Origin of the sequence: Kitasatospora purpeofusca, from assembly GCF_034043715.1 — a bacterium.
GTDB classification, from domain to species: Bacteria; Actinomycetota; Actinomycetes; order Streptomycetales; family Streptomycetaceae; genus Kitasatospora; species Kitasatospora purpeofusca_A.
In genome coordinates this window covers 211,923-238,856 of sequence record NZ_JAXCLC010000001.1, presented here as the reverse complement: position 1 = coordinate 238,856, position 26,934 = coordinate 211,923, and the positions used below count along the sequence as shown (strand labels likewise).

Annotated in this window: 21 protein-coding genes; 5 read left to right on the top strand and 16 right to left on the bottom strand. The window is 73.5% G+C overall.

Features of this window, described 5'->3' with window-relative positions:
- Nucleotides 1-15 precede the first annotated feature (15 nt).
- A complete protein-coding gene (locus SM793_RS01085) occupies nt 16-1,518 on the bottom strand; it encodes a SulP family inorganic anion transporter (RefSeq protein ID WP_320436035.1) in 1,503 nt (500 codons plus the stop codon).
- A gap of 291 nt (nt 1,519-1,809) precedes the next feature.
- On the opposite strand from SM793_RS01085, the gene SM793_RS01080 reads away from it, so the two are divergent.
- Complete coding sequence (locus SM793_RS01080; RefSeq protein WP_320436034.1) at nt 1,810-2,313, top strand: CBS domain-containing protein; 504 nt, start codon at nt 1,810-1,812, stop codon at nt 2,311-2,313.
- A gap of 106 nt (nt 2,314-2,419) precedes the next feature.
- On the opposite strand, the gene SM793_RS01075 is transcribed toward SM793_RS01080, so the two are convergent.
- From SM793_RS01075 to SM793_RS01060, 4 genes are all read right to left on the bottom strand, one after another.
- Entirely contained in the window at nt 2,420-5,485 is a 3,066-nt protein-coding gene (locus SM793_RS01075; RefSeq protein ID WP_320436033.1) for a tetratricopeptide repeat protein, read from the bottom strand.
- Nucleotides 5,486-5,685: 200 nt separating this feature from the next.
- Nucleotides 5,686-6,222 (bottom strand): hypothetical protein, encoded by a 537-nt coding sequence (locus tag SM793_RS01070; RefSeq protein ID WP_320436032.1) that lies wholly within the window; start codon nt 6,220-6,222, stop codon nt 5,686-5,688.
- 292 nt (nt 6,223-6,514) lie between these two features.
- Nucleotides 6,515-7,531: a hypothetical protein gene (locus tag SM793_RS01065; RefSeq protein ID WP_320436031.1), complete on the bottom strand. Its 1,017-nt coding sequence runs from the start codon at nt 7,529-7,531 to the stop codon at nt 6,515-6,517.
- Complete coding sequence (locus SM793_RS01060) at nt 7,528-7,920, bottom strand: PadR family transcriptional regulator (RefSeq protein WP_320436030.1); 393 nt, start codon at nt 7,918-7,920, stop codon at nt 7,528-7,530. The genes SM793_RS01065 and SM793_RS01060 overlap by 4 nt, the downstream gene beginning before the upstream one ends.
- Before the next feature lie 270 nt (nt 7,921-8,190).
- On the opposite strand from SM793_RS01060, the gene SM793_RS01055 reads away from it, so the two are divergent.
- Nucleotides 8,191-8,919, top strand: coding sequence for an MgtC/SapB family protein (locus SM793_RS01055; RefSeq protein WP_413815840.1), 729 nt, complete (start codon nt 8,191-8,193; stop codon nt 8,917-8,919).
- A gap of 455 nt (nt 8,920-9,374) precedes the next feature.
- On the opposite strand, the gene glnA is transcribed toward SM793_RS01055, so the two are convergent.
- Nucleotides 9,375-10,787, bottom strand: coding sequence for a type I glutamate--ammonia ligase (gene glnA, locus SM793_RS01050; RefSeq protein ID WP_320436029.1), 1,413 nt, complete (start codon nt 10,785-10,787; stop codon nt 9,375-9,377).
- Between the two features lie 290 nt (nt 10,788-11,077).
- On the opposite strand from glnA, the gene SM793_RS01045 reads away from it, so the two are divergent.
- Nucleotides 11,078-11,548, top strand: coding sequence for an RDD family protein (locus SM793_RS01045; protein ID WP_320436028.1), 471 nt, complete (start codon nt 11,078-11,080; stop codon nt 11,546-11,548).
- A 179-nt stretch (nt 11,549-11,727) separates the two neighbouring features.
- Here the strand turns inward: SM793_RS01045 and SM793_RS01040 are convergent, their stop codons facing one another.
- From SM793_RS01040 to SM793_RS01010, 7 genes are all read right to left on the bottom strand, one after another.
- Nucleotides 11,728-12,420 carry a DUF4191 domain-containing protein gene (locus SM793_RS01040; protein ID WP_320436027.1) on the bottom strand — a complete coding sequence of 231 codons (693 nt, stop codon included), beginning with the start codon at nt 12,418-12,420 and terminating at the stop codon, nt 11,728-11,730.
- Between the two features lie 211 nt (nt 12,421-12,631).
- Entirely contained in the window at nt 12,632-12,841 is a 210-nt protein-coding gene (locus tag SM793_RS01035; RefSeq protein WP_320436026.1) for a hypothetical protein, read from the bottom strand.
- Nucleotides 12,842-13,076: 235 nt separating this feature from the next.
- A complete protein-coding gene (locus tag SM793_RS01030; RefSeq protein WP_320436025.1) occupies nt 13,077-14,066 on the bottom strand; it encodes a lipoyl synthase in 990 nt (329 codons plus the stop codon).
- Between the two features lie 202 nt (nt 14,067-14,268).
- Nucleotides 14,269-15,039: a lipoyl(octanoyl) transferase LipB gene (lipB, locus tag SM793_RS01025; RefSeq protein ID WP_413815847.1), complete on the bottom strand. Its 771-nt coding sequence runs from the start codon at nt 15,037-15,039 to the stop codon at nt 14,269-14,271.
- A 107-nt stretch (nt 15,040-15,146) separates the two neighbouring features.
- Complete coding sequence (locus SM793_RS01020; protein ID WP_320436023.1) at nt 15,147-17,282, bottom strand: helix-turn-helix domain-containing protein; 2,136 nt, start codon at nt 17,280-17,282, stop codon at nt 15,147-15,149.
- 130 nt (nt 17,283-17,412) lie between these two features.
- Nucleotides 17,413-18,795: an MFS transporter gene (locus SM793_RS01015; RefSeq protein WP_320436022.1), complete on the bottom strand. Its 1,383-nt coding sequence runs from the start codon at nt 18,793-18,795 to the stop codon at nt 17,413-17,415.
- A 215-nt stretch (nt 18,796-19,010) separates the two neighbouring features.
- Nucleotides 19,011-19,772 (bottom strand): 3-hydroxybutyrate dehydrogenase, encoded by a 762-nt coding sequence (locus SM793_RS01010; RefSeq protein ID WP_320436021.1) that lies wholly within the window; start codon nt 19,770-19,772, stop codon nt 19,011-19,013.
- A gap of 309 nt (nt 19,773-20,081) precedes the next feature.
- Between SM793_RS01010 and SM793_RS01005 the strand changes: the two genes are divergently transcribed.
- On the top strand, nt 20,082-22,037 hold the full coding sequence (locus SM793_RS01005) for a regulator (RefSeq protein WP_320436020.1): 1,956 nt from the start codon (nt 20,082-20,084) through the stop codon (nt 22,035-22,037).
- Between the two features lie 28 nt (nt 22,038-22,065).
- On the opposite strand, the gene SM793_RS01000 is transcribed toward SM793_RS01005, so the two are convergent.
- From SM793_RS01000 to SM793_RS00990, 3 genes are all read right to left on the bottom strand, one after another.
- Nucleotides 22,066-23,298, bottom strand: coding sequence for a cation:proton antiporter (locus SM793_RS01000; protein WP_320436019.1), 1,233 nt, complete (start codon nt 23,296-23,298; stop codon nt 22,066-22,068).
- A gap of 245 nt (nt 23,299-23,543) precedes the next feature.
- The gene (locus SM793_RS00995) at nt 23,544-24,872 is read right to left on the bottom strand and encodes an NAD(P)/FAD-dependent oxidoreductase (RefSeq protein WP_320436018.1); all 1,329 of its coding nucleotides are present in this window, start codon (nt 24,870-24,872) and stop codon (nt 23,544-23,546) included.
- Nucleotides 24,873-25,325: 453 nt separating this feature from the next.
- Nucleotides 25,326-26,231 (bottom strand): TIGR01777 family oxidoreductase, encoded by a 906-nt coding sequence (locus SM793_RS00990; RefSeq protein WP_320436017.1) that lies wholly within the window; start codon nt 26,229-26,231, stop codon nt 25,326-25,328.
- 98 nt (nt 26,232-26,329) lie between these two features.
- Here SM793_RS00990 and SM793_RS00985 point away from each other — a divergent pair, with 98 nt between their 5' ends.
- Nucleotides 26,330-26,851 carry an N-acetyltransferase family protein gene (locus SM793_RS00985; RefSeq protein WP_413815839.1) on the top strand — a complete coding sequence of 174 codons (522 nt, stop codon included), beginning with the start codon at nt 26,330-26,332 and terminating at the stop codon, nt 26,849-26,851.
- Nucleotides 26,852-26,934: the final 83 nt, after the last annotated feature.

The following is a 26,934-nucleotide window of genomic DNA, read 5'->3' as shown; positions in this document are numbered from 1 at the left end:
GGCCCGCTCGCCGAGTCAGTGGCTGGTGAGTTCGCCACTGAGCCTGCCGTGGAGGTCGGCGCTGGGGTCGTTCAGGCCGATGATCTCCACCGTCTTGCCGCGCTGCTTGTACTTGGTCTCGATCGCGTCGAGGGCGGCGACGGAGGAGGCGTCCCAGATGTGGGCGTCGGTGAGGTCGATGACGACCTTGTCGGGGTCGGTGTCGTAGGCGAACCGGCCGGCGAGGTCGTTGGAGGAGGCGAAGAACAGCTCGCCGGTCACCGAGTAGACCACGCCGGTGTCGTCGGGGCCGGTGCGGGCGGTGACGGTCGCGAGGTGGGCGACGCGCTTGGCGAAGACGACCGTCGCGGTGATCGACCCGACGACGACCCCGACGGCGAGGTTGGAGGTGGCCACGACGCAGGCGACGGTGACCACCATGACGGCGATCTCCCCGGCGGGCATCCGCTTGAGGGTCCTGGGGGCGATGGAGTGCCAGTCGAACGTCGCGAACGACACCATCACCATGACGGCGACCAGCGCGGCCATGGGGATGTCGGAGACGACGGGGCCGAAGGCGATGCACAGCACCATCAGGAACGCGCCGGCGAGGAAGGTCGACAGGCGGGTGCGGGCGCCGGAGACCTTCACGTTGATCATGGTCTGGCCGATCATCGCGCAGCCGCCCATGCCGCCGAAGAAGCCCGTGACGATGTTGGCGATGCCCTGGCCGACGGACTCGCGGGTCTTGGAGGAGTGGGTGTCGGTGATGTCGTCGACCAGCTTGGCGGTCATCAGCGACTCCATCAGGCCGACGAGCGCCATCGCCAGCGCGTAGGGGGCGATGACGGTGAGGGTGTGCAGGGTGAACGGCACGTCCGGCAGTCCGGGGACCGGCAGGGAGGAGGGCAGGTCGCCCTTGTCGCCGACGGTCGGGACCGCGATGCCGGCCGCGAGGGTGATGACGGTGAGGATGACGATCGACACCAGGGGCGCCGGGACGACGGCGGTGACCTTCGGGAGGAGCACCATCAGCGCGAGCCCGCCGACGACCAGCGGGTAGACCGGCCACGGGACGTCGCGCAGCTCCGGGACCTGGGCCATGAAGACCAGGATCGCCAGGGCGTTGACGAAGCCGACCATCACCGAGCGGGGCACGAAGCGCATCAGCTTGGCGACGCCGAGCGCGCCCAGTGCGATCTGCACGGCGCCGGCCAGGACGACCGCGGCGACCAGGTAGCCCAGGCCGTGCTCCCGGTTCAACGGTCCGATGACCAGGGCGACGGCGCCGGTCGCGGCGGAGATCATCGCCCGGCGCCCGCCGACGATCGAGATCGTCACCGCCATGGTGACCGAGGCGAACAGGCCGATCTTCGGGTCGACCCCGGCGATGATCGAGAACGAGATCGCCTCGGGGATCAGCGCCAGCGCGACCACGAGGCCGGCCAGCACCTCGGTGCGCCAGACCTTCGGATCGTTCAGCCAGTCGGGTCGGAGGCCGCGCAGGCGCGCGGCGGGAGAGACAGCGGCAGTGGACAAGGGAGGCGGGTACCTGTCGTGCTCGGGCGCGGCCGGCAGGGCGCGCGGAACAGAGGGCACGGAATGCCGAGGGCGGCATTCCGTGGATCGCCCGATGTCGCGGGCGGAAGTGTGAGGGGGCGGGCGGGGCCGGCTGGCCGGTCAGCCCGCGGGCGCCGTCGGCCCGGCTCTCGCACGGCCCGCCGAAACGACACGCACGGGCAGGTGGGCACCCCTGATGTCACTCGCGCACTCCCGGAAACCCTACCCTCACCTCGACCCGCTGCCCGCCGTGACGAAGGAGTCCTGACGATGCGCGCACGCGACCTCGCCGAACAGTTCCCCACCGTGAGCCTCGACGACCAGGCCCTCGACGCCGCCCGCCTGCTCGCCGAACACCGCTTGCCCGGCCTGCTGGTCGTCGACGCGTCGGGCCGCCCCCGCGCGATCCTGCCCGCCTCCCAGCTGGTGCGCCTGCTGGTCCCCGGCTACGTCATCGAGGACCCCGCCCTCGCCGCGGTCATCGACGAGGCCCACGCCGACCGGCTCTGCGACGAACTCGCCGGCGTCAGCGTGGGGGAGTGCCTGCCCAGGGACGCCCCGGCGCCGGCCGTCGCCGACGCCGACGACACCGCGGTCGAGGTCGCGGCCCTGATGGCCCGAGCCCGCAGCCCGCTCGTCGCCGTCGTGGAACGCGCCGCCGCTCCCGCCGCCCGTAGCCGTGGCGGGAGCGGCGGGAGCGGCGGAGGCGGCGGGGAACTGCTCGGTGTGATCACCGCCTCGCACCTGCTGCACCGACTCCTGGGGAACGCGTGAACAACCGGCGGGCGTCAGGGCGGCGCCCGCCCTGGTGCTCGCCAGGGGGCCCTGCGAGGCGTACGCCGAACAGGCGGTGGCGGTACTGGCGCCACGGGAGCCGCAATCAGAGGTGCCCACGGCGCCGCGCGTCGCGTGCGGTGGAGGCGGCGGCGTGGTGCGCGGCGGCGGACCGCGTGAGGGGATCGTCCTCGCCGAGGACCGAGGTGCTCAGGACGAGGACCTTCCAGTAGAGCCGGACGGCCTTGCCCAGGTGCCCCATCGTGTGGTGGGCGAGGGCCAGGTTGTGGGCGGTCGTGAGGAACTCGACGTGTCCGAGGCCGAGAAGACGCTTCTGCGCGCGGAAGGAGGCCTTCAGCTGAGGGAGGGCGCGCTCCGGGTCTCCTGCCTCCAGGTGCGCGAGCGCGAGGTGGGAAGCGGACTTGAGGGTCTGGGCGTCGTGCTCGCCGAGCGTCCGGCTGTGGGAGGCGTGGATCCGTTCGCACAGTGAGGCGACCTCGGCCGTGTTCCCCGCTTCCCGATGAGCCGAGGCCAGTGCGTGGAAGGTGTCGACGGTGCGGGGATGGTCCTGACCCAGCGTGCGGATGTTCGCGGCAACGGCCTGCTCCAGGAGGGGTATCGCCCGGCCGGGGTTCCCCGCCTCCAGGTGCGCGGCCGCCAGGTTGTGACGGGTGGCGGAGAGGTGCGGATGGTCCTCGCCCAGCGCGCGCACGCTCTCTGCGAGGGTGTGTTCGAGCAGGGCGATCGCCTCGTTCCCTTCCCCTCGCTCCGCTTTGAGGAGGGCGAGGTTGTTCCGGGCGTTGAGGGTCTCGGGGTGGTTCGGGCCGAGCACGCGCAGCCTGTCGTCGAGGACCTGGGCGCTGAGCGGGATCGCCCGGTCGAGGTCTCCCGCCGCCCGGTGGGCCCCGGCCAGACTCTCGCGGGCGGCGAACGTGTCGGGGTGGTCCTCCCCCAGGACCCTCAACCGGTCCTCCAGGACGCGGGCGCTGAGCGGGATCGACCGCTCCGTGTCCCCGGCCTCGGTGCGGGCGTCGGCGAGGAGGCCCTGGACGGCGAGCGTCTGCGGATCGTCCTCGCCGAGGGCTCGTACCCGGTCTTCGACCACCTGCTCGTACTCCTCGATCGCCCGGCCCGTGTTTCCGGACGCCCGGTGGGCGGAGGCGAGGTTGGAACGGGTGGCGAGGGTGTGCGGATGGTCCTCGCCCAGGGCCCGCTCCTGGCGCCGGAGGAGCCGTTCGTACAGCGGCACGGCTCGGGCCGGCGCTCCCGCCGCCTGGGTGGCCTGGGTGAGGATGAGGCGGGCGGCGTGGGTGTCGGGGTGGTCCTCCCCCAGCACCTGGGCGCTGATGGCGGCGTTCCGCGTCTGCAGGTCCAGCGCCCGGTCGAAGTGCCCGGCCGCCAGGTAGGCGGCTGCCAGATTGGAACGGCTCATGATGGTGGCGTAGTGCGCTTCACCTCCCACGCGGAGACTGTCGGCGAGGGCCTGCTCGAACATGGCCGTCGCCCGGTCCACCTCCCCGGCCTCCAGGTGGGCGGCGGCGAGGTTGACCTGGGCTCCGATGCTGAGCGGATGGTCCTCGCCCCAGTGCCGTGCGGTCGCCGCGACGGCCCGCTCGGCGAGGGCGATCGCGCCGGCCGGGTCACCGATCGCGAGCCGCGCGGCGGCGAGGTTGTTGAGGACGTCGGAGGTGTCCGGATGGTCCGGGCCCTGGTGGTGCTCCCGGTACGCGAGGGCTCGTTCGAGGTACGGGACCGCCCGGCCCGCCAGCCCCTGGCTGTGGAGGTAGCCCCCCGCCTGGTTGAGCAGCGCCGTCATCTCCGGTGAGTCACTGGCGCCCGGCGTGTTGTGGGCGAGGGCGTCGATGTGGGGGACCAGACCGCGCCACCGCGGCCACAGGGCCGGGTCCCGCCAGGACATCGGGACGACCTCCTTGTGCAGGGCGAAGGTCGCGTAGATGCGAGCCATCTCGACGAGCACCGGGTCGCGGTGGGGGTCGACGGGATCGGGTGCGCGGGTCAGACTCTGCACCAGACGGTGCATACCGAGGGTGCGGGTGGCCGGGTCGACATCGATCATGCTGTACGCGTTCAGGAGGCCGACGGCGTCGGCGACCTGGCGAGGCGTGGGCATCGGTTCGAAGGGCTTGTCCGGAATGCGGTCGAGGAGGCCGACGGGGATGCGATCGGGGCCGTACCAGGCCAGGGCGCGCAGGACGCCGGCGGCGTAGGGCTGGAGTTCGCTGATCCGGTCCAGGGTCACGCGCCAGACGCGGGCGACGGTCCGCTCGGCGGAGGTCCGGCCCTCGCCTCCCCGCTGATAGGTCCCGGCCGGGTCCTCACGCAGCAGGCCGAGGTAGTCGCGCGGGGTGAGCAGCGTGTTCTGCGCCAGGTAAGCAGCTGCCTGGACCACCGCGAGCGGCAGATGGCCGAGCTCGGCGCACAACTCGGCGGCCCCGTCCAGGTCCCGGGGGCCGGCTGCCGTGGTGACGCGGGTGAGCAGGGTCAGGGACTCGGCCGGGTCCAGGACGTCGAGCCGGATGACGGTGGTGGCTGTGGTCCACGCCGTGGCGAGCCGGCTGGTGATCAGGAAGCGGCCGTCGGGGGCGCGGGCCAGCAGTCCGGCGATGTCAGCCGGGTCGGTGACGTTGTCCAGGACCAGCAGCCAGCCGGTGTGCCCAGCCAGCCATTGGAGGGCGTACTCGGCCAGGGCGGCCGTGGTGAGTACCTTGGCCAGGGCGGGTTGCAGTGCTACGGCCAGGGCGGCGAGCCCCTGTTCGACGCCGACGGGGCTGTCGGCGGAGATCCACCGGACCGGCCTCAGCCTTTGGGAGTGGGCCCGGGTGGCCGCCCACTGGGCGGCCAGAGCGCTCTTCCCGACTCCGCCGAGTCCGTGCACCGCCTGCAGGTGCACCTGTCCGGAGTCTCGCAAGGCGGCGTCCAGGGCCTGGAGTTCGGACTCCCTGCCCACGAAGTGACCGGGCAGGTAGGGCAGATCGTCCATTCCCCGCGGGGCCTTCACCTTGGCCGCGGCCCGCAACACCTCAGGAGGCAGCAGCACGCTGGAATGGTCGTTGTAGATACCCGAGACCGCGATGCCGCCGTGGTCGGCGACGGCGTTCCCGGACCCCGTCACCTGCTGGAAGGGGGGCGACGGCGGGATGTCCCCCGTCACGCGCACCCCTTCGACGGCGATGCCCCGGGCCGGACTGCGCCTGCCCCCGTCACGTCGCCTGCCCCAGCGCCATTTGGCCATGACCGCTCCCGATCCCTCGTCTCGTCGCCCGTTGCCCGTCGCCCGTGGCCGGTTGCTCGTCGCTCGTCGCTCGTGGCTCGTCGCCCGTGGCCCGTCGCTCGCCGGACGGTGTCCGGTGGCTAGGCGCCTCGTGGACCGTGCTGGGCATCGGTGACGCCGCTGACGCCGCTGACGCCGCTGACGGCGCGGGAGCCCGGGCCGGTGGCCTGCGCATCCCCGGTGTTCACCGCGCGCGCCGGTCGCCCGCCGACCTCGTCGGTGCGCTCGACACCGGTCACCGCGTGGCCCCCGTCCGTGGCCGTGGCCTTTCCGGTGGACACGGCCAGGTCGCCCGCGAATCCGGCGGCGAAGGTGAGCAGCGCCCGCAGCTCGTCGGCCAGCCGCTCCTGATCCAGGGGGCGCGCGTTCTCCAGCAGGGTCTCGAAGCGCCCTTGCCACAATCCTGCCTGCCGGTCCCGCTCCGCGGCCGCGCCGGGTTCCAGCGCCAGGGAGGTCCGGTCCAGGCGCTCCAGCTCGGCCTGCTCCCGCTGCTCGTCGCCGCGCCCGAAGAGCTCCGCCACCCGCCGCCGTACGCCGTGCCACGCGTCGGTCCCGGCGGCCTGCGCGACCGCGCCGCCCCCCGCGGCGGCCAACGTCGTCAACGTCTCGACCAGCACCGTTCTCCCCCTTGTGCGGCGGACCGCCCCGAGAGGCCGGCCGCGCGAAAAGATAGCGGAACCACCTTAGAGATCCCCATGGATCTCCCGAGGGGGAATGCCGGAATCCGGCGAAGGAACGGAGGGCCTGGCAGGTGGATCGAGACCGAGGGTGAGCGTGGTGGTGAGGTGCCGGGGGGAAGGGCGGGCAGCACGGGCCAACGGGCCCGGTGCCACTGCCACGGCTTGAGCCTCACCCCCCGGGTCCGGGCCGAGTGTCGTCGCGCTGCGGTACGGCAGCCGGTGGACCTGCTCAGGTGGCCGGTAGATGCCGCGGGCGGCTCAGGAACCGGACCGCCCCTGCCGCCAGCAGCGTCGCCAGGGCTGCGGACGCCATGAACAGTGCGGCCATGGTGATGCCGCTGTAGATGCCCAGGCGGGGTATCAGGACGAGAGTGCCCATCTGCAGCGAGATCGGCAGTACGGCGAGCCCGATCGCGGCGGGGAGCGTGCGGTCCCAGCGGAGGCCGAGCAGCAGCAGGAGGCCGACGGCCACGGCGGCCGTGCCGTACACCGGTCCGTGGTAGGCGAGGGCGAAGTCGAGATGCAGGTGGGGCTCGATCGCGGACACCGCCAGTACCGTCAGCGGTGCCGCCAGCCGGCGGGGTTCGCGCCAGCCGATCCGGGCGAGCAGGTCGCCGGGGGCGGCGAGCAGCAGCACCGTCCAGAGCACGGCCGGTCCGGCGCTCTGCACCAGGACGTCCGGTGCGCCGAAGACTCCCGCGTGGCTGAACGCGAGCCTGGTGAAGACGAATGCCTGGATCACCATGCCGAGCGCGGCCGGCACGGCCAGCAGCCGGGCGAGCCTCCAGTTCCCGCGCACGGAGGTCACCGCGACCGCACCCCAGAGGCCGAGCACCGTCAGGTACAGGGCCAGGTAGAACGCCTTCAGGACGACGGAGCCGAGCGGGGAGACCGAGGCCGCCGTGTCCCAGTTCTGGTGGCCTGTGCCCGGACGGTAGACGTACTCGGTGACGCTCAGGTAGTGGCCGAGCGCGGCCGCCACGGCCAGCGGCGCGGCCGCGGCGAGGAGCCGTCCGGCGGCGTGGGCGGAGGTGGTGCCGGTCCGGAGCCGGAGTCCGTACGCGGCGAGTCCGGCGGTCTCGCGAGCCGTTGCGAGCGGGCTCGCGTGGGCGGTGAGGTCGGCGTGGACAGCGGTGATCTCAGGGCCTCGGTCGGCGCGGTAGGCGGCCGGGTACAGGCGCAGGGCCAGCGCCAGGGCACGCGAGCCGCGCGGAGGCGCCGATGCGGCGGCGGTGTGGTCGGTCATGCAAGGGCCCCCCTGGCCTCGAGTCGGAAGACTGGTTCGGTGACGGACCGGGCGCCGGCCTCGGCGGCTCCGGTGCGCCGCAGCCGCCGGTCCGCCTCGGCGACGACCGTGAGCAGGCGGTCCGTCTCGGCGGCGAGCGTGGCGGTTCCGGTGTCGGTGAGTGCGTAGGTCCGGCGTGCCCGCCCGTTGACGACCTCATCGCTCTCGACCCCGATGAACCCCTGCTGGAGCAGGCGGTCCAGCGTGCTGTAGAGAGTGCTGGCCCGCATGGTGATCCGGCCCTGCGAGATCGCGGCGATCTCCTGGATCAGGGCGTAGCCGTGCCGAGGAGCGTCGGCCAGCGCGGTGAGCAGGAGCAGCGTGGGCTCCCGCATGGAGCGTTCTGTCATCTCCCTATATATACCGGTGACCGTCATATGACGTCTAGTGGCTCATGTGCTTTGGTCCACGGCTCGGCAGCGGGAGACGACCCGGGGCCGTACGGACCTCCAAGTTCGTCACGCCGTCCAGGATCGCCCGGCGAGAACGGGTCACGGCTGCGCTCGGGCCTCGGTGAACGGGTCCCGTCGGACGTCCGGGCGGATCGATCGGCCGTGTCCGGGTAGAGGCGTCCGTGCGACGCCGCACGGACCGTCCGCCGAGCAGGGAGGTGAGGCACCGTGCAGAGCCTGGAGGCACCCCTCTGGTCCATGACCGACGGCCAGGGCGGTCGGCAGATGATCGAACTCGCGGCGGCGCTCGTCCTGTCGTCGCTGATCGGCCTGGAACGGGAGGCGGGGCAGAAGAGCGCCGGGTTGCGGACCCACGCCCTGGTCGGTCTGGGCAGCGCCCTGTTCGTCAACGTCTCCGCTCACGCCTTCGGCGCCGGTGACCCCTCCCGCGTGGCCGCCCAGGTGGTGTCCGGCATCGGCTTCATCGGAGGCGGGATCATCTTCGTGCGGCGCGACGCCGTCCACGGCCTGACCACCGCCGCCACCATCTGGCTCACCTGTGCCGTCGGCATGGCCTGCGCGGGCGGCCTGCTCATCGTCGCCACCGCCTGTACGGCGGGCTACTTCCTGATCATCCGCGGCTACCCCTTCCTGCTGCGCAGGCTGGCCCCCGCCCTCGCCGCCGGCACCGTCACTGTCGAACTGACCTACCGCATCGGCTACGCGTTGCTGCCGCGCGTTCTGGAGGAGTGTGCCGAGGCCGGCTTCCGGATCCTGGACACGGCCATCGACCGGCCGCACGGCGCCGAGGACGGGACGCTGACCCACGTGCGGCTGACGCTGGAGGGCCGGGGCGATGCCCAGGCCCTGGCGGCCCGCCTCGCGGAGTTCGACGGCGCCCGGGCCGTCTCCACGGGCATGTCGGACTCGGGCCCGCCCGTGCCCCGCATGCGCTGACCAACCGCCCCCACCCGGCCCGCCGTACAGTTCGCTCCGCCGCCGCAGGGCAGCGGCCGGGAAGCAGCGCGCGCAGAAAAGCACCGCGCCGGGCACGGCGGCGGCACCACCCCGGCCCGCCGCCGCCGGGCACCGAGTCAGGGCCGCCGGCCAGATCACCTGATCAACAGACCCTGCCGACCCGCGAGCCGAAGGGGGCGGCCGGCGCGGCCGGCTCCTTCGCGGGACGCATTCGGACAGGCTGCGAGCCGGGGCCGTCACACTCGGTCAGAGGTGTGACGACCCCGGCTCCGGCTGGTCCCGGCCGGCCCACCGCCGGCTGTCGGCGTCGCCATTTCGCACTCATTTCGCACGAGGGCGAGGACGAGCGAGTGGCGACGAGAGCTCACGAGAGGCGTTTTCCAAGGTCGGACGCCCTGGCGCGGCCGCTTGGCCTGTTTGCCCTCAGGGCCGGCTCAGAGATCGTAGTAGAGCTCGAACTCGTGCGGGTGGGGGCGGAGGGCGATGGGGGCGATCTCGTTGGTGCGCTTGAAGTCGATCCAGGTCTCGATGAGGTCCGGGGTGAAGACGTTGCCCGCGAGGAGGTACTCGTGGTCGGCTTCGAGGGCCTCCAGGACGGCCGGGAGGGAGGACGGGACCTGGGGGACGTTGGCGTGCTCCTCGGGAGCCAGCTCGTAGAGGTCCTTGTCGACCGGCTCCAGGGGCTCGATCTTGTTCTTGATGCCGTCCAGGCCGGCCATCAGCATGGCGGCGAAGGCGAGGTAGGGGTTGGAGGAGGGGTCGGGGGCGCGGAACTCGATGCGCTTGGCCTTGGCGTTGGAGCCCGTGATCGGGATCCGGATCGCGGCGGAGCGGTTGCGCTGGGAGTAGACCAGGTTGACCGGGGCCTCGAAGCCGGGGACCAGGCGGTGGTAGGAGTTCACCGACGGGTTGGTGAAGGCGAGCAGCGACGGCGCGTGCTTGAGCAGGCCGCCGATGTAGTAGCGGGCGGTGTCGGAGAGCCCGGCGTAGCCCTGCTCGTCGTAGAAGAGCGGCACGCCCTCGGTCCACAGCGACTGGTGGACGTGCATGCCCGAGCCGTTGTCGCCGAAGATCGGCTTCGGCATGAAGGTGGCCGTCTTGCCGGCCCGCCAGGCGACGTTCTTGATGATGTACTTGAACAGCATCAGGTCGTCGGCGGCGTGCAGCAGGGTGTTGAACCGGTAGTTGATCTCCGCCTGGCCGGCCGTGCCGACCTCGTGGTGCTGGCGCTCGACCTCCAGGCCCGCCTTGGCGAGTTCCAGGGACATCTCGGCGCGCAGGTCGGCGAAGTGGTCGACCGGCGGGACGGGGAAGTAGCCGCCCTTGTACTTGACCTTGTAGCCGCGGACGTCGCCCTCGGTGGAACCGGAGTTCCAGGCGCCGGCCTCGGAGTCGATGTGGTAGTACGAGGCGTTGGCGCTGGTGTCGAACCGGACCGAGTCGAAGACGTAGAACTCCGCCTCGGGGCCGAAGTACGCGGTGTCCGCGATACCGGAGGAGGCGAGGTAGGCCTCGGCCTTCTTGGCGACGTTGCGCGGGTCGCGGCTGTAGGCCTCGCCGGTCACCGGGTCCTGGATGAAGAAGTTGATGTTGAGGTGCTTCTCCCGGCGGAACGGGTCGAGCCGCGCGGTGGCGAGGTCGGGGACCAGGGCCATGTCGGACTCGTGGATGGCCTGGAAGCCGCGGATCGACGAGCCGTCGAACATCAGGATCTCGGACGGGTCGAACGTCGCCGCGGGTACGGAGAAGTGCTGCAGGACGCCTGGCAGGTCGCAGAAGCGGACATCGACGAACTTCACGTCGTTGTCCTGGATGAACTGCTTCACTTCGGCGGCGTTGTTGAACATCCATCCTCCTCGGCGTAGCGAATGGGCCTCACCCTAGGAATGGGCCGTTTCCGGCCGGTGACCCAGTCGTTTCCTGAATGTTAACCGCCGTCGTCGCGCGGGCGGCAAAGTCGTACGGTACTGGGCAAAACGCCTTGCCCGGCCAGGTGGAGGCAGTCAAGTGGTCTGGACCACTGGGGAGGGTCGGGGGAAAGCCGGCGGCGGCCGATTCACTCTCCGGTGGCGGGCGTCGCGGCGCGGGTCGGGGAGGCGGTGGCCGTTCCCGGCGTTCGCCCGGTTAGTGTGGATCGGTGGACACCAGAGAAGCGTTGGGATCGTGGATCGACGGCCCGAAGTCGGCCGCCGAGAAGATGGGAGCCGACTTCGGCTTCCGCGGTGAGCGCCTCGGGCTGCCCCGGGAGGGTTCCGGCTCGATCGCGGGCCCGGGCCGGCGGCTGGGCGCGCTGGTCGTCGACAGTTGGCTGGTCGCCCTGATCTCCTTCGGGCTGATCACCAGGGGCTCCTCCGCGGGCTCGGCGAACATGTGGACCACGCCGCTGCTCTTCACCGTCATCGTGCTGATGCTCGCGACCACCGGGACGACCGTCGGCAAGCGGCTGTTCGGCCTGCGGGTGGTCCGGCTCGACGGCGGCCGGGCGACCATCCCGCAGGTGCTGCTGCGGACCGCGCTGCTCTTCCTGGTGGTGCCGGCCCTGGTCTGGGACCGCGACACCCGGGGGCTGCACGACAAGGCGGTAGGCACCGTCGAGGTCCGGATCTGAGCCGGATCTGAGCCGGATCTGAGCCGGACCTGAGCCGGACCTGAGCCGGACCTGAGCCGGATCTCAGCGGGATCCGAGCGCGGGATCTCAGCCGGATCCGGCGCGAGCGCCGGAATGCCGAACGGCCCCGCCGCGGAAGCTCCGCGGCAGGGCCGTTCTGGTGTCGACGGGGGAGGGACTCAGCGAGCCTGGCCGCCCTTGGGCATCCGGGCGCCCTTGGGCATCGGGCCCTTGGGGATGGGCGCCTTGGAGAGCAGGTCGCCCAGCGCGCGCAGCCGGTCGTTGGTCTCGGTGACCTGGGCGGGCGTGATGGCGCGCGGCAGGCGCATCAGGTGGATCTGCAGCTTCTTGAGGGGGACCTCGTCCTTGCCGTCGCCCACCACGATGTCGTGCACCGGCACACCGTCGCCGACGACCCGGGCCATCTTCCTCTTCTCGGACGCGAGCAGCTGGCGGACCCGGTTCGGGTTGCCCTCACCGATCAGCGCGATGCCGGCCCGGCCCACGGCGCGGTAGACCGCGTCCTGGCTGCGGGTGACGGCCACCGGGGTGGAACTCGCGCTCCAGCCGCGCCGGATGTTGTTCAGCACGGCGGCGACCGCGCCCGGCTGCCCCTCCATCTGCCCGAACGCCGCGCGCTCGGCCCTGCGCCCGAAGACGATCGCCATGGCCAGGAAGGCCACGATGAAGCCCAGGATGCCCAGGTAGACGGGGTGCTCGATCGCGAAACCAATGGCCAGGAACACGCCGAAGGTCAGCAGGCCGACGCCGGCGATGATCAGGCCGATCTTGGTGTCGACCTTCTTGGTCATGGTGTATGCCAGGCGGATCTGCTTCAGTCGCCCGGGGTTCTCGGATGTTTCCCTCGCCATAATGCTCATGGTACGTGGCGTGGGTACGGGATATCCAAGCCCGGGTACCCGTTCGCCCCGAACCGTGACCCGGGTGACCCTGTTCCGCCCGGTGCGCCGACCCCCGAAGCGCCCCTCTTCCACCCCCGGCAGCCCCTGCGACGCCCATCGCCGCAGCCCCCGCGGCCCCGCGGCGCCCGACCACCGAAGCCCCCGCGGCGCCCGACCGCCGTCAGCGGCGCGCGGCCTTCGCCGGTCCGCCCGCGGGGGCGCCCGCCGGTCCGCCGTCGAGCTCCCGCGCCGCCGCGTACCTGCGGTTCTCGCAGACGGCGGCCCAGGCGTTCTGCCGGGCCTGGCGCTGACCGCCCGCCAGCAGCATGCTCTCGGCCAGCCGGAGCGCGGTGCCCACCGACCGGAGTTCCACCCGGAAATCGACCCGCATGGCGAAACAGCTCCCCTCGGACCGAGCGAACGCGCGGGCGGACCCGGGACCGGGTGCGCGCGGAGGTGCGGAAGCGCTCGGAGGTGTGGCTGAGAAAAATCGAACACTCATGGAGACGCCATCATCCCCACTCCGTGTTACCAGTCCGTGACCAGCCAGTCAAAGTCCGGTGAAGCGAAAGGGGCGGAGCCGAAGCCCCGCCCCTCCGATGGCGTGAAACCGTCGTCGCCGCCCGTCAGACCGCCGCGACCGGGGCCGCGACCGGGGCGGCCGTCCCGCTCTGCCGCTCGCGGTGCTCCAGCGCCTGTCGGTACAGCCGTCCGGCGCGGTACGAGGAGCGGACCAGCGGGCCGGACATGACCCCGGCGAAGCCGAGCTCCTCGGCCTCCTGCTGCAGCTCCACGAACTCGTGCGGCTTGACCCAGCGCTCCACCGGGTGGTGGCGCAGCGACGGCCGCAGGTACTGGGTGATGGTGATCAGCTCGCAGCCGGCCCCGACCAGGTCGGCCAGCGCCTGGCTGACCTCCTCGCGGGTCTCGCCCATGCCCAGGATCAGGTTGGACTTGGTGACCAGCCCGGCCTCGCGCGCCTGGGTGATGACGTCCAGCGAGCGCTCGTAGCGGAACGCCGGGCGGATCCGCTTGAAGATCCGCGGCACGGTCTCGACGTTGTGCGCCAGCACCTCGGGGCGCGAGGAGAAGACCTCGGCCAGCTGCTCCGGCACCGCGTTGAAGTCCGGGATCAGCAGCTCGACGCCGGTGCGCCCGGCCTCGCGGGCGGCGGTCAGGGCGTGCACCTGGCGGACGGTCTCCGCGTACAGCCAGGCGCCGCCGTCCGGCAGGTCGTCGCGGGCGACGCCGGTGATGGTGGCGTAGTTGAGGTCCATGGTGACGATGGACTCGGCGACGCGGCGGGGCTCGTCCCGGTCGAAGTCGGCGGGCTTGCCGGTGTCGATCTGGCAGAAGTCGCAGCGGCGGGTGCACTGGTCACCGCCGATGAGGAAGGTCGCCTCGCGGTCCTCCCAGCACTCGAAGATGTTGGGGCAGCCGGCCTCCTGGCAGACCGTGTGCAGCCCTTCCTTCTTCACCAGCGAGTGGAGGGCGTTGTACTCCGGCCCCATCTTCGCGCGGGTCTTGATCCACTCGGGCTTCCGCTCGATGGGGGTCTCGCTGTTGCGGACCTCCAGGCGGAGCAGCTTCCTGCCGTCGGGCGCGACAGCGGACACGTGCGACTCCTAGAACTAGACGGGGTACCCCCAGGGTACGCCTGTGCTTGTACGGCCTTGGCCGGGGCCGGGACCCCGCAATCGCAGGGCAACAGGGCTACCGGCAAGTAGATTCCCGGGAGCGGTCCGGCATCCGGGACCAGCTCCCGGACCGGTGCCAGGAACCGGCTCCCGGACCGGCGTCCGGGCCCGGCTCCCGGGCTCAGCGCGGGGCCGTCGGCTCCGGCAGCTCGGCGAGCACCTCGGCCAGGTGCTTCTCGACCAGCGGCAGCGCCTCGGCGACGGGGAGGGCCCGCCCGAGCTCACCGGCCAGCGAGGCGACCCCGGCGTCCCGGATACCGCACGGCACGATCCGGTCGAACCAGGTCATGTCCGGGTCGCAGTTCAGCGCGAAGCCGTGCATGGTCACCCCGCGCGCGACCCGGACGCCGATCGCGGCCAGCTTGCGGTCGTCGCCGCGCTGGCCCGCGTTGGACGGCGCGTACTCCGGACCGGCCAGTCGGGGGTCGATGCCCAGCGGCAGGCCCATCCGCAGGGTGAGCTTGCCGATGTCCACCACCTGCGCGGGGTCCACCACCGCGTCCGGGATGTCCCCGCCCAGCACCCAGACGCCGCTGCGGCCCTCGACCCGGGTGGTCCCCACGCCGAACGCGGCGCAGGCCCGGATCAGTGCCTCCTCCAGCCGCCGCACGTACGCGATCACGTCGATCGGGTCGGGCAGCTTGACGATCGGGTAGCCGACCAGCTGGCCGGGGCCGTGCCAGGTGATCTCGCCGCCCCGGTTGACCTCGACCACCGGGGTGCCGTCCAGCGGCAGGTCCGCCGGATTGGTGCGCTTGCCCATCGTGTACACGGGCTGGTGCTCCAGCAGCAGCACCGTGTCGGGGATCTCGTCGGCGACCCGCAGGGCGTGCAGCCGCTGCTGCTCCTCCCAGGCCTCCTGGTACGGGACGGCGCCCTCGCCTATGCCCATCCGGACGAACCGAACGTTCTCGCTCACCGCTGCTGCTCCTTGCCAGGCGTTCGAGACCAACCTCGCCACTGTACGCCCCGGCCCGTACGGACCGTCCAGGCGCCCGCTCAGGCCCCCGACAGCAGCTGGAGCCGCAGGGCCAGCTGGAGTTCCAGCGAGCGCTCGGGGCCGTTCCAGTCCTGGCCCAGCAGCACCTCGACCCGGTCCAGCCGCTGGACGACGGTGTTCACATGGACGTGCAGCTCGTCCTTGGCCCGGGTGAGGCTGCCGCCGCAGTCGAAGTACGCGCGCAGGGTGCGGACCAGCTCGGTGCCGCGCCGGGCGTCGTAGTCCAGCAGCGGTCCCAGCGTCGCGCCGACGAAGCCGGAGACGTCGTGGCCGTCGCCGAGCAGCACCCCGAGGAAGCCGAGCGACCCCGCGGAGGCGCCCTCGCCGTCCCGGCCGAGCACCCGCAGCGCCCGGACGCAGCGCAGCCCCTCGGCGTACGCGGTGGCCAGCGCGACCGGCCCGGCGGCGGGGCGGCCGGCGCCCACCGTGACCGGGAAGCCGGCCAGCCGGGCGAGCCGCTCGGCGGCCTGTTCCGCCGCCCGCTGGGCGATGTCCCCGGCCGTACCTCCACCGGCCGCACCCCCGCCGGCCGTACCTCCACCGGCCGCACCCCCGCGGGTCGTACCTCCACCGGCCGCACCGCTGCTCGCCGTACAGCCGCCCGCCGCCTCCGGCAGAGCCCCGAACTCGGCCGGAGCCCCGGCCCCGCCGCCGCTCCCAATCCCACTCCCGCTCACGCCCCCGGCCCCGCCGCCGCTCCCGCCACCGTCCGGGACCAGCAGCACCACCGCCTCGCCGTGCTCCGCACTGATGCCCCGCGCGCCGAACAGGTACCGCCCGGCCGCCCCCGCCAGCCGGGAGCGCACGGCAGCCGCACCCCCGCCGACCCCGCCGCCCGCGCCCCGCCCCGGCTCGGCGACCAGCACCAGGTGCGGCCGGCCGAGGTCGACGCCCAGCCGGCGCCCCCGCGCGGTCAGTCCGGCCGGATCCCGGTCGGGGGCGGTGAGCAGGTCGGCCAGCAGCTCGCCGCGGACCCGGTTCTCCGTCTCGGCGACCGACCGCCGCAGCAGCAGGAGCAGCGCGGTCACCACGCCGGCCCGTTCGAACAGCCTGCGGTCGGCGTCGTCGAGGTCCGGCCGGCCGCGCAGCACCAGCGTGCCGAGCTGCTCCTGCCCGGCCAGCACCGCGCACACCCAGGCTCCGCCGTGGCGCACCGCGCGCCCCTCGGCCCGGGACGCCGCCGCGGCCTCGGCCGGCCCGGCGCCCGGTGCGGCGGCCCGTCCGGCGAGCGGCTCACCCTCGCTGTCCAGTACGGCTATCCCGCCGCCCAGCAGGGCGGCCACGGCCGCGGCGACGTCCGGCACCTCGGCCCCGCGCAGGACCAGGTCGGTGAGCCGGTCGTGGCCCCGCTCGGCGCGCTGGACGGCGGCGGAGTGGGCGCGGATCAGCTCGTTGGCGCTGTTCAGCTCGGCGAGCGCGGCCCGGGTGTCGGCGAGTGCCTTGGCGGTGTCCAGCGCGATCGCGGCGTGCGCGGCCAGGGTGCAGAGCAGCGCGACCTCGTCGGGGGAGAACGCCCGGGGCGAGCGGTCGGCGGCGAACAGCACCCCGATCACCCGCCCGCCGAGCAGCAGCGGGACACCGATGATCGCCACCAGGCCCTCGTCGACCACGCCCGCGTCGATGACGTCGGTGTGGTGGAAGCGGTCGTCGGTGCGGTAGTCGGGGGTGGCGTACGGGCGGGCGCTCTGCGCGACCAGGCCGCCGAGACCGTCGCCGAGGCTGAGCCGCAGGGTCTGGAAGAGGACCGACACCGAGCCGTCGGTGACCCGCATGTAGGTGTCGCCGGCGGCCTCGTCCGGGAGGGTGAGGTAGGCGGTGTCGGTGCCCAGCAGCATCCGGGCCCGGCGGACGATCGCGTGCAGTACGGAGTCGAGGTCGCGGGAGGCGGCGAGGTCGCCGGCGGTGTCGAAGAGGGCGGTCAACTCGGCCTCGCGGCGCCGGTGCTGGCGCAGCGTCCGGTGGACCCGCAGCGCCTGCCAGGTCGCGTCGTCGATCTCGCCCAGCACGTCGGCCGGCGCGCCCCGCCGGCGTGCGTCGGCCAGCACGTCGGCGAAGTCCTCGGTGGCGGCGCCGGAGGCGAGCAGGTCCAGCAGTCGCCGCAGTGCGGGCGCCGAGCCGGCGTGGAGGTCGTTCATGGTACGGCCGCCAATCGGCAGTGGGTGTTCGTGTCCCGGGGAGGGAAGCGCGATGCTAGCCGCTCGGCCCGGGGGGCCGTAGCCCGTCGGCGCCCGTACGGGGACGGGCGCCGACGGGCCGGACGGCGCGTCAGACGGTGGCGGCCTTCCCCGCCGTCGCCGTGCCCGGCTCCGCGCCGTCCTCGGCCGGCCGGGCGCCCGTCACCTCCGCCAGGTCGTGCCCGCGCGTCTCCCGCCCGCACAGGACCGCCAGAACGGTGATCACGGCGGCGATCGCCACGTAGACCGAGATCGGGGTCGAGCTGCCGTAGTCCTTCAGCAGCGCGGTGGCGATCAGCGGCGCGGGTGCGCCGGCGGCCACCGAGGCGAACTGCGCGCCGATCGACGCACCCGAGTAGCGCATCCGGGTGGCGAACATCTCGGAGAAGAAGGCGGCCTGGGGCGCGTACATGGCGCTGTGGAAGACCAGTCCGACGGTCACCGCGAGCACCAGCGACCCGAAGGAGCCGGTGTCCACCATCCCGAAGAAGACGAACGCCCACACCCCGACGCCGACCGCGCCCACCAGGTACACCGGTTTGCGCCCGACCCGGTCGGAGAGCGCTCCGAACACCGGGATCAGCGCGAACTGGACCGCCGAGGCGATCAGGACGGCGTTCAGGGCGGTCTGCTTGGGGAAGTGCACGTGCGAGACCGCGTACGCGAGGACAAAGGTGGTCATCACGTAGTACGAGATGTTCTCCGCCATCCGCGCGCCCATCGCGACCAGTACCTCGCGCCAGTGGTGCCGCAGGACCCCGACCAGCGGCGGCTGTTCGGCCTTCCCGCGGGTGGCCGCCCGGGCCAGCGCCTCCTTGAACAGCGGCGACTCGTCCACGGCCAGCCGGATCCACAGGCCGACCCCGACCAGCACCGCCGAGAGCAGGAACGGTACCCGCCAGCCCCAGGCCAGGAAGGTCGCCTCCGACTGGATGCCCGTGAGCAGCGAGAGCACACCGGCCGCCAGCAGGTTCCCGGCCGGGGCGCCGCCCTGCGGCCAGGACGCCCAGAACCCGCGTCGTCGGGCGTCGCCGTGCTCCGACACCAGCAGCACCGCGCCGCCCCACTCGCCGCCGAGGGCGAAGCCCTGCACCAGCCGCAGCAGCGTCAGCAGCACCGGGGCCGTCACCCCGACCGACGAGTAGGTCGGCAGGCACCCGATCAGCGTGGTCGAACCGCCCATCAGCAGCAGGCTGACCACCAGCAGCCGCTTGCGGCCGACCCGGTCCCCGAAGTGCCCGAAGACCAGTGCCCCGAGCGGACGCGCCGCGAACCCGATCGCGTAGGTGAGGAACGACAGCAGCGTGCCGGTCAGCGGGTCGCTGTTCGGGAAGAACACCTTCCCGAACACCAGCGCCGCGGCTGTTCCGTAGAGGAAGTAGTCGTACCACTCGATCGTGGTACCGATCAGGCTCGCCGCCACGACTCTGGGCAGTGAGCGGCTCCGTGCTTGATCCGAGACGGCGGTTGTCATGGGGTCACCACTTCCGGGCCGGGGACAGGACAGGACGGGGGAGCGGGCAGGAAGGAACGGTGGAACGGGGTAGGACGGGGGAGCGGGCATCGCGCGAGAAGCGGGCGGGACGGGGACGTCGCCACAAGGTAGGGAGCCGCGGTGCCGGGGACTATGTGACCGACCCACACACCCCGGCCGACAGCCATGGTCGGAGGAACCATCACGCCCTCCGCTCAGTGCGCCGTCCAGGCGCCGTCGAGCGGGAGCGAGGCGCCGGTGAGGCAGGCGGCGTGCGGGAGGCAGAGGTAGAGCGCGAGTCGGGCCACCTCGACGGGCTCGATGAGGCGCTTGACGGCGGTGCGCTCCAGCAGGACGCGCTCGACCACCTCCTCCTCGGGGATGCCGTGGGCCCGGGCCTGGGCCGCGATCTGCTGCTCCACCAGGGGGGTGCGGACATAGCCGGGATTGATGCAGTTGCTGGTGACCCCGTGCGGCGCGCCCTCCAGGGCGACCGTCTTGCTGAGGCCCTCCAGGGCGTGTTTGGCGGTCACGTAGGCCGATTTGAAGGGGCTCGCCCGCAGACCGTGGACGGAGGAGATGTTGACGACCCGGCCCCACCGTCGCGCGTACATGTGGGGGAGGGTGCGGCGCAGGATGCGGAACGGTGCCTCGACCATCACCCGCTGGATCTGGGTGAAGCGTTCGAGCGGGAACTCGTGGACGGGGGCGACGTGCTGGAGGCCGGCGTTGTTGACCACGATGTCGGCATCGGCCGGCAGGGCCTCCACGGCCTCCGGGTCGGCGAGGTCGGTGACGTGCGCGACGCCGCCGATCCGCTCGGCCAGCCGACGGGCGGGGTCGGCGGCGAGGTCGACGACGTAGACCCGGGCGCCGGCCTCGGCGAGGACCTCGGCACAGGCCCGGCCGATGCCGGAGGCGGCCCCGGTCACCAGGGCGGTGCGGCCGTCGAGGGGGCGGGCTGAAGTGGTGTCCATGGCCGAGAACGGTAGGAATCCGACGGCCCGACTCCTATGTGGTGGTCCTCTACAGCACCCCGGAGAACTGTGGCGTTCTCCGCTATGACGGCCGGCGGCCGGCCGAAGCCCCGAAAGCCAAACCCGGCCTGAGGGGTCTTCCCCACAATGGGCGCGGATGCTTCACCCGTTCGGAGGATTGCTCGGTCAGAACCACCCATAGCGCCCGAATGCTCGCTACATTCACGCCGATTCCCGACAGGGGGCGTCGCCACAGGCAGCCGAACCGCTGGTGGAGCCGGTGCGGCGTCCGAGAGGTGTTGACTGACTATGCCCCAAAGGCCTGCAACCGACAGCCCGGCGTACGGACCGCTCGACCCGCTCGACCAGCACCGGGGTCCGGTCGGCCGGACCCTTCCGGACGCCCCCGACGCCCCGACCGCCGACGAACTGCGGTTGCCCGAGCAGGCCACGCCCGACCGGCACGCCCTCGACCGGCCCGGCCCTGACCGGCACACGCCCGGCCCTGACCGGCACACGCCGGACCAGTCCCCGCCCGCCCGGCCCGTGCCCGAGCGGCACGTCCCGGAGCGGCCGCCCACCGAGCGGCACCAGACGGCCGGCACCCAGAACCTCCAGCTGGCCGCCCTGATCGAGGAGGCCGGCTTCTCGCACGCCGGCCTGGCCCGCCGGGTCGACCAGCTCGGCCTGGAACACGGCCTCGACCTGCGCTACGACAAGACCTCCGTCACCCGCTGGCTCCGCGGCCAGCAGCCCCGCGGCGCCACCCCGGCCCTGATCGCCGAGGTGTTCACCCGCCGGCTCGGCCGCCGCCTCACCGCGCAGGACCTCGGCCTGGACGCCTGCGCCCCGGTCTACGCGGGCCTGGAGTTCGCCGAGACGCCGCAGGAAGCGGTGGACATCGTCGCGAGCATGTGGCGCAAGGACAACGGACCGCAGTCCGAGCTGCGCCGGATCGCCTTCACCCCGGCCGGCCTGGTGGTGCCGAGCCGGGACTGGCTGATCGGCCGGACCGACGAGCGGGTCGCCCGCGACGGCTCCACCCTGGCGCGGCCCGACCCGAGTACGGGCGTGCCGCCGGCCGGCCCGCCCGGGGCGTCCGCCGGCCCCGCCGCGCGCGGCCAACTGCCCGGCGCCCAGGCTTCCCACGGCACGCCGGGCATTCCGGTCACCCGCACCGCCGCCACCTCGGCCGGGCCCGCCGGCGGACCGGGCGCCTCGTCCGCGGGCGGCCCGACGACCGGCCCCGCCGCCGGGGCGGCCGCGTTCGGGGCCCGGGTGCCCACTCAGAGCCGCCGCCCGCCGATCGCCGTCGAGCCGCCGTTCCAGGACGCGGCCCGCGAGTCGCGCCCTGCCCTGCGCGTCGGCCGGGGCGATATCGCCGCCATCCGCGCCGTCGGCGACCTGTTCCGCGCGCTGGACCACGCCTACGGCGGCGGCCACGCCCGGCAGGCGCTGGTCCGCTACCTGGAGAGCGAGGCCGAGCCGATGCTGCGCGGCCGCTACGGCGAGCAGATCGGCCGGGCCCTGTTCGGCGCGGTCGCCGACCTCACCCGGCTGGCCGGCTGGACGAGCTTCGACATCGCCGCGCACGGTCTGGCCCAGCGCTACTTCGTCCAGGCCCTGCGGCTCTCCCAGGCCGCCGGGGACCGCGCGCTCGGCGGGTACGTCCTGGTGACGATGAGCCAGCAGGCCGTACACCTCGGCCACGGCCGGGAGGCCGTCCAGCTGGCCCGGGTGGCGCAGCAGGGCGTGGGCACGGCGGTGCCGCCGACCGTTCAGGCGCTGCTGCACGCCGCCGAGGCGCGCGGACACGGCCTGCTCGGTGACGTCCGCTCCTGCACCACGGCGCTGGTCCGGGCCGAACGGGCGCTGGCGGCGGCCCGCACCGGCGACGAGCTGCCGGCCTGGGCGCGGTTCTTCGACGAGGCGCAGCTCTCGGACGAGTTCGCGCACTGCTACCGGGACCTCCAGCAGTGGCGGACGGCCGCCCAGCACGCCGAGAAGTCGCTGCGGCTGCGCTCGCCCGCCTACGCCCGGAGCCGGATCTTCTGCCGGCTGGTGCTGGCCACCGCCCGGCTCGGCATGGGGGACCTCGACGAGGCCTGCGGCATGGCGACCGACGCCCTGCGGGCGGCGGGGGAGATGCGGTCGGCCCGGTCGCTGGAGTACGTGCGCGACTTCCACCGCCGCCTCACGCCCTACCGGGGCAGCCCGGTGGCCCGGGCGTTCGAGGAGACGGCCCGTCAGGCGGGGGTGATCTGAACCGGGGGCTCCGACCGGACCGGCGGAGTCACCAGCTCTCGGCGTTCACCCGCGGCCGGTCGCCCTCCACGGCGGCCGGCGGCCGGACGTCCCCGCGCAGGCGCTGCGCGGCCAGCGGGAACAGCAGCACGGAGAGCATGCCCGCGCCGACCAGGGCCGCCGAGGTGGAGGACGCCAGATGGCCGGCGTCCACCTCGATCGTGGTGATCACCACGACCAGCGGCAGCGCCGTCGAGCCGTAGAGGCCGAGCGCTCCCCGGTCGCGCCGTCCCAGACCGGCGGGGGCGAGCAGCGCCGCGGGCAGTCCGCGCACGGCCAGCAGCAGGACCAGGAAGACCGGCACGAGCAGCAGCGTGCCCGGATCGCCGAGCAGCGCCTCCAGATCGAAGTTCATCCCGCTGACCACGAAGAACACCGGGACGAGGAAGCCGAAGCCGATGCCCTCCAGTTTGGCCTCGATCACCTCCTCGGCGGGCTCGGGGATGTCGGAGAGCAGCAGCCGGGAGACGATGCCGGCGGTGAACGCGCCGAGCAGCATGTCGAGTTCCAGCCAGACGGCGGCGGCCACCATGGTCGCGAGCACCAGCATCACGGTGCGGACGGCGAACTGGCCGGAGGTGCGCAGGGTGCGGCGGATCAGCCGGGTCATCCAGGCCGGCCGCGGCCGCCGGGCGCCGCCGATCGCGGCGGCGGTGATCACCGCGAAGGCGGCCAGGATGACGGCGGTGCGGCCCGCGCTGTTGCCGCTGAGCAGGACGGCGACGGCGATGATCGGTCCGAACTCGCCGACCGCGCCGGTGGCCATGACCAGCGAGCCGAACGGGGTGGGAAGTTCGCCGGCGTCGCGCAGGATCGGCAGGATGGTGCCGAGTGCGGTGGTGGTCAGCACGAGCCCTGTGAAGGCGCCGTCCAGGGGCTTGGGGTTGACGATCGCGCCCACGACGAGGGCGACCGCCACGCTGATCAGCCACGCGGTGCCGGCCCGGCGGAGCGGTCCGCCGCGCAGTCTGGCGAAGTCGATCTCGTAGCCGGCCAGGAACATCAGCATCGCCAGGCCGAACTGGGAGAGCACCTCGATCAGGTCGTCCACGTGCACCCAGTTCAGGGCGTCGGGGCCGATCAGCACGCCGAGCAGGATCTCGAACACGACGGTGGGGACGGCGACCCACCGCAGCAGCCGGTCGGCGATCAGCGGGGCGGCCACCGCGGCGGCGGGGACCAGGATCAGCGAGAGCGGCTGTACCTCGAAGTCGGCGCTCACCGGGCGGCCGACAGGGGAGCGGAAATCGTCCGATCAGCGGTCATATCGGCATATTGGCACGCGGACCGGCACCGTCCGGGCAGCCGGGCCGCGCGCCGCCCCTCACGCGCCGCCCCTCACGCGCCGCCCGTCACGCGCCGTCCCTCATGCGCCGCACGCCGCGTGCCGCACGCCGGGCGCCGCTCCGCACGCCGAGCGGCGCCGGGGGGTGTCCCGCACAGAACACCCCCCGGCGCCGTCCGTCGTCAGGCCGCCTCCGCCTCCTGTACCGCGAGCGGCAGCCCGAGGTCGCGCGCCACGGCCTCGGCCGCGCGCCGCCCCGACACCAGCGCCCCCTGCACGCTGCTGGTGTCGCGGTGGTCGCCGCAGACGTAGAGCCCGGCGAGCAGCCGGACCGGCCGCCGGGTGTTGTGCGGCGGCGGCATGGCGGGCACCGCGTCCGGCAGGTGCCGCACGCTCAGGAACTGCCAGCCGCCGGTCGGGGTGCCGTACAGCTCCGCCAGCCGGGCCCGGACGGCCGGTTCCAGCGCTGCCGGCCCGCCGGCGTCGAAGGTGCGGCGGCCGAGCACGGTGGTGGCGATCAGGGCCTGTCCGGTCGGGGCGTACGAGGGGTGCAGCTCGCTGAGCACCAGCGAGTGCGACACCAGGGACGGCTGTCCGCCCGGCCGGTCGCCGTCCAGCAGCAGGGCGGCCTCTCCCAGCGGGGTGCGGTCGGCCGCGTGGTAGAAGGTCGTGACGGGGTGGAAGTCCGGCAGCCGCAGTCCGGGCAGCAGGTCGGCGGCGGAGCGGGGGTCGGTCGCGACGACCACGGCCTGCGCGCCGATCCGCCCATGGGTGGCGGTCTCCACGCCGTCGGCCGTGATCGAGGTGACCCGCACTCCGGTGCGGACGGTGCCGGCGGGCAGCGCGGCGGCCAGTTGGGCCGGTACGGCCGCGATCCCGCCGGCGGGCAGACAGAGCCGGCCGCGCGCGTAACAGCGGAGCACCAGGTCGGCGACCCGGCTGCTGGTTCCGAGCGCGGGGTCGCTGAGCAGGGCGCCGAGCAGGGGCCGCAGCAGGCCGTCGACGGTGCGCGGGGCGAGGCCCCGGTCGCCGAGGGCCCGGGCGGCGGTGGTCTCCGGCCGGGCCTTCAGCCGGGCGGGCGGGGTGTTGGCGAGGCGGTTGAGCCAACTGCCGAGCCGCGCCTTGTCCAGCGGACTGCCCAGCGGTGCCCGGGCGGCGGCCTGCCGGGCGGTGGTCAGCTGCGGGTCCCCGACCCGGTACCGGCGCCCGCCGTTGTGCACGAGTACGCCCGGCGTGAGCGGGCGCGGATCGAGGCGGTCGAGGTCGAGCACGCGGCGGGGCTCGGGGAAGGCGGTGTTCAGCAGATGGCTGCCGTGGTCGAGCCGGAAGCCGTCGAGTTCGTGGGAGGCCGCTCGACCGCCGATCCGGTCCGCGGCCTCCAGGACCTGAACGGCGAGGCCGTTGGCGGTGAGTACGCGAGCGGCGGCAAGGCCCGCGAGGCCGGCTCCCACCACGACGACGTCCGGGTCGGACTGTCGGCGGGTGCGGCGGTTGAAGTCGTACGTGGGCACGGGTGGCTCCCTCCCTGGTCCCGGGATTTCGGGCCGGTGCAGGCAGCGGGTGCTGGGACACGGTCCGACCGGTGTGATGCCCAGTCAGTACGAGTGTCAGACAAGCGCACCGGCCCGGAACCCGGTGGGGAAGGGGAGTGGCCGCATCCGGTGGCAGTGTGGTCACGGACTGTGATCCTCCTCGCCCCTCTTGCCGTCCGACGGGCGCGCACGGTCACCAGGGGCGCGCAGCGCGCCCGCCGTGTGCTCCCGTGCGCCCCCTTTCGGGGCCCTGCGCCGCAGTCGCCCGGACTCCGCTCCGCATATGCCCCTGGCCAGGGCGGACGTCGTAGCGCGGCTACGCGAGGGGGCCGGACGCGACCACTCGCCCGACCCCGCCCGCCCCGCTGGCAATGCCGTGGACGGCCGCCCCGGAGCCGCCCGTCGGAGAGCCGCCCCTCGGAGAGCCGCCCGTCAGAGAGCAGCCAGCGCCGCCGAGTCGACGTCCGGGTGCGCGAAGCGGAAGCCCGCGTCCAGCAGCCGGCGCGGCATGACCCGATGGCTGCCGATCACCTCGACCGCCAGCTCGCCCAGTACGGCCTCCAGTACGGCCTTCGGCACCGGGAACGGCGTCGGCCGGCGCAGTACCCGCCCGAGCGCCGCCGTCAGTTCGGCGTTGGTCACCGGTTCGGGGGCGGTGAGGTTGACCGCCCCGTCGAGGTCCTCCCGGTCGATCAGGAAGCGCAGGGCCGCGACCTCGTCGGCGAGCGAGATGAAGCTCCAGTACTGCCGGCCGTCGCCGAGCCGGCCGCCGAGGCCCAGCCGGAACAGCGGGAAGAGCCGTCCGCCCGCGCCTCCGGCGGCGGAGAGGACCAGCCCGGTGCGCGGGTGGACCACCCGGATCCTGGCCCGCTCGGCCGGCCGGGCGGCGGCCTCCCACTCCACGCATACCTCGGCCAGGAAGTCGTCCCCGGCGGGCGAGGACTCGTCGACCACCCGGTCCCCGGTCTGCCCGTAGTAGCCGACGGCCGAGGCGCTCACGAAGACCTTCGGCGGTTCGGCCAGCCCGGCCAGCGCGGTCGCCAGGGTCTCGGTGCCCAGGACCCGGCTCTCCCGGATCTCCCGCTTGTAGGACTCGCTCCACCGGCGGTCGCCGACGCCGGCGCCCGCCAGGTGCACGACCGCCTCGACCCCGGCCAGCCCGGCCCGGTCGATCTGGCCCAGCAGCGGGTTCCAGCCGATGGCGGTGGTGCCGTCCGGCCGGGGCCCGGTCCGCGAGCGGTGCCGGACCAGCCGCACCACCTCGTGCCCGTCCGCCAGCAGTGAGCCGACGAGTGCCGCGCCGATCAGTCCCGTGGATCCTGTGACCGCGATTCTCATGGGCCCATCCTCGCAGCCGGTCGGGGGCCCGCCGGGGAGCGGCGGTCCGGCGGGGTCGCGGGAAATTGCCGTGTACGTCCCGGCCGGGGGTGATTAGCATGCGGCGCATGCACGAAAACGATCAGCTGATCATCCGCCCCGCCCGGGCCGAGGACGAGAAGGAACTCGCCGCCCTCAACCGCTCCACCTGGACGCCGCTGGCCGAGGTCGCCCCCCGGCCCGACGAGGACGCGGGGGTGTTCGACGAACGCCACACCCCCGACCAGTTCCACCTCGCCGTGCTCGACGGCCGGGCGGTCGGCTACGTCCGGGTCGTCCCGCCGACGCCGCTGGCCAGCAACCGGCACGTGCGGCAGATCCAGGGCCTCGCGGTCGACACCGCCGTGCGCGGCCGGGGCATCGGCGTCGCGCTGGTCGAGGCGGCCTGCCGGCTCGCCCGGGAGCAGGGCGCCCGCCGGATCACCCTGCGGGTACTCGGACACAACGCCCCGGCCCGCGCCCTCTACGAGCGCTGCGGCTTCGTGGTCGAGGGTTCGCTCAAGGAGGAGTTCCTGATCGACGGCGCCTACGTCGACGACATCTGGATGGCCCGGTCCCTCGACGACCGGCCGACCGGCTGAGCGGCCCCCACCGTTCCCGCACGACCCGCCCCACTGTGCTGACACACGGTCAGATCATGTGCGCGGGTGGTGCAGAGTCGTGA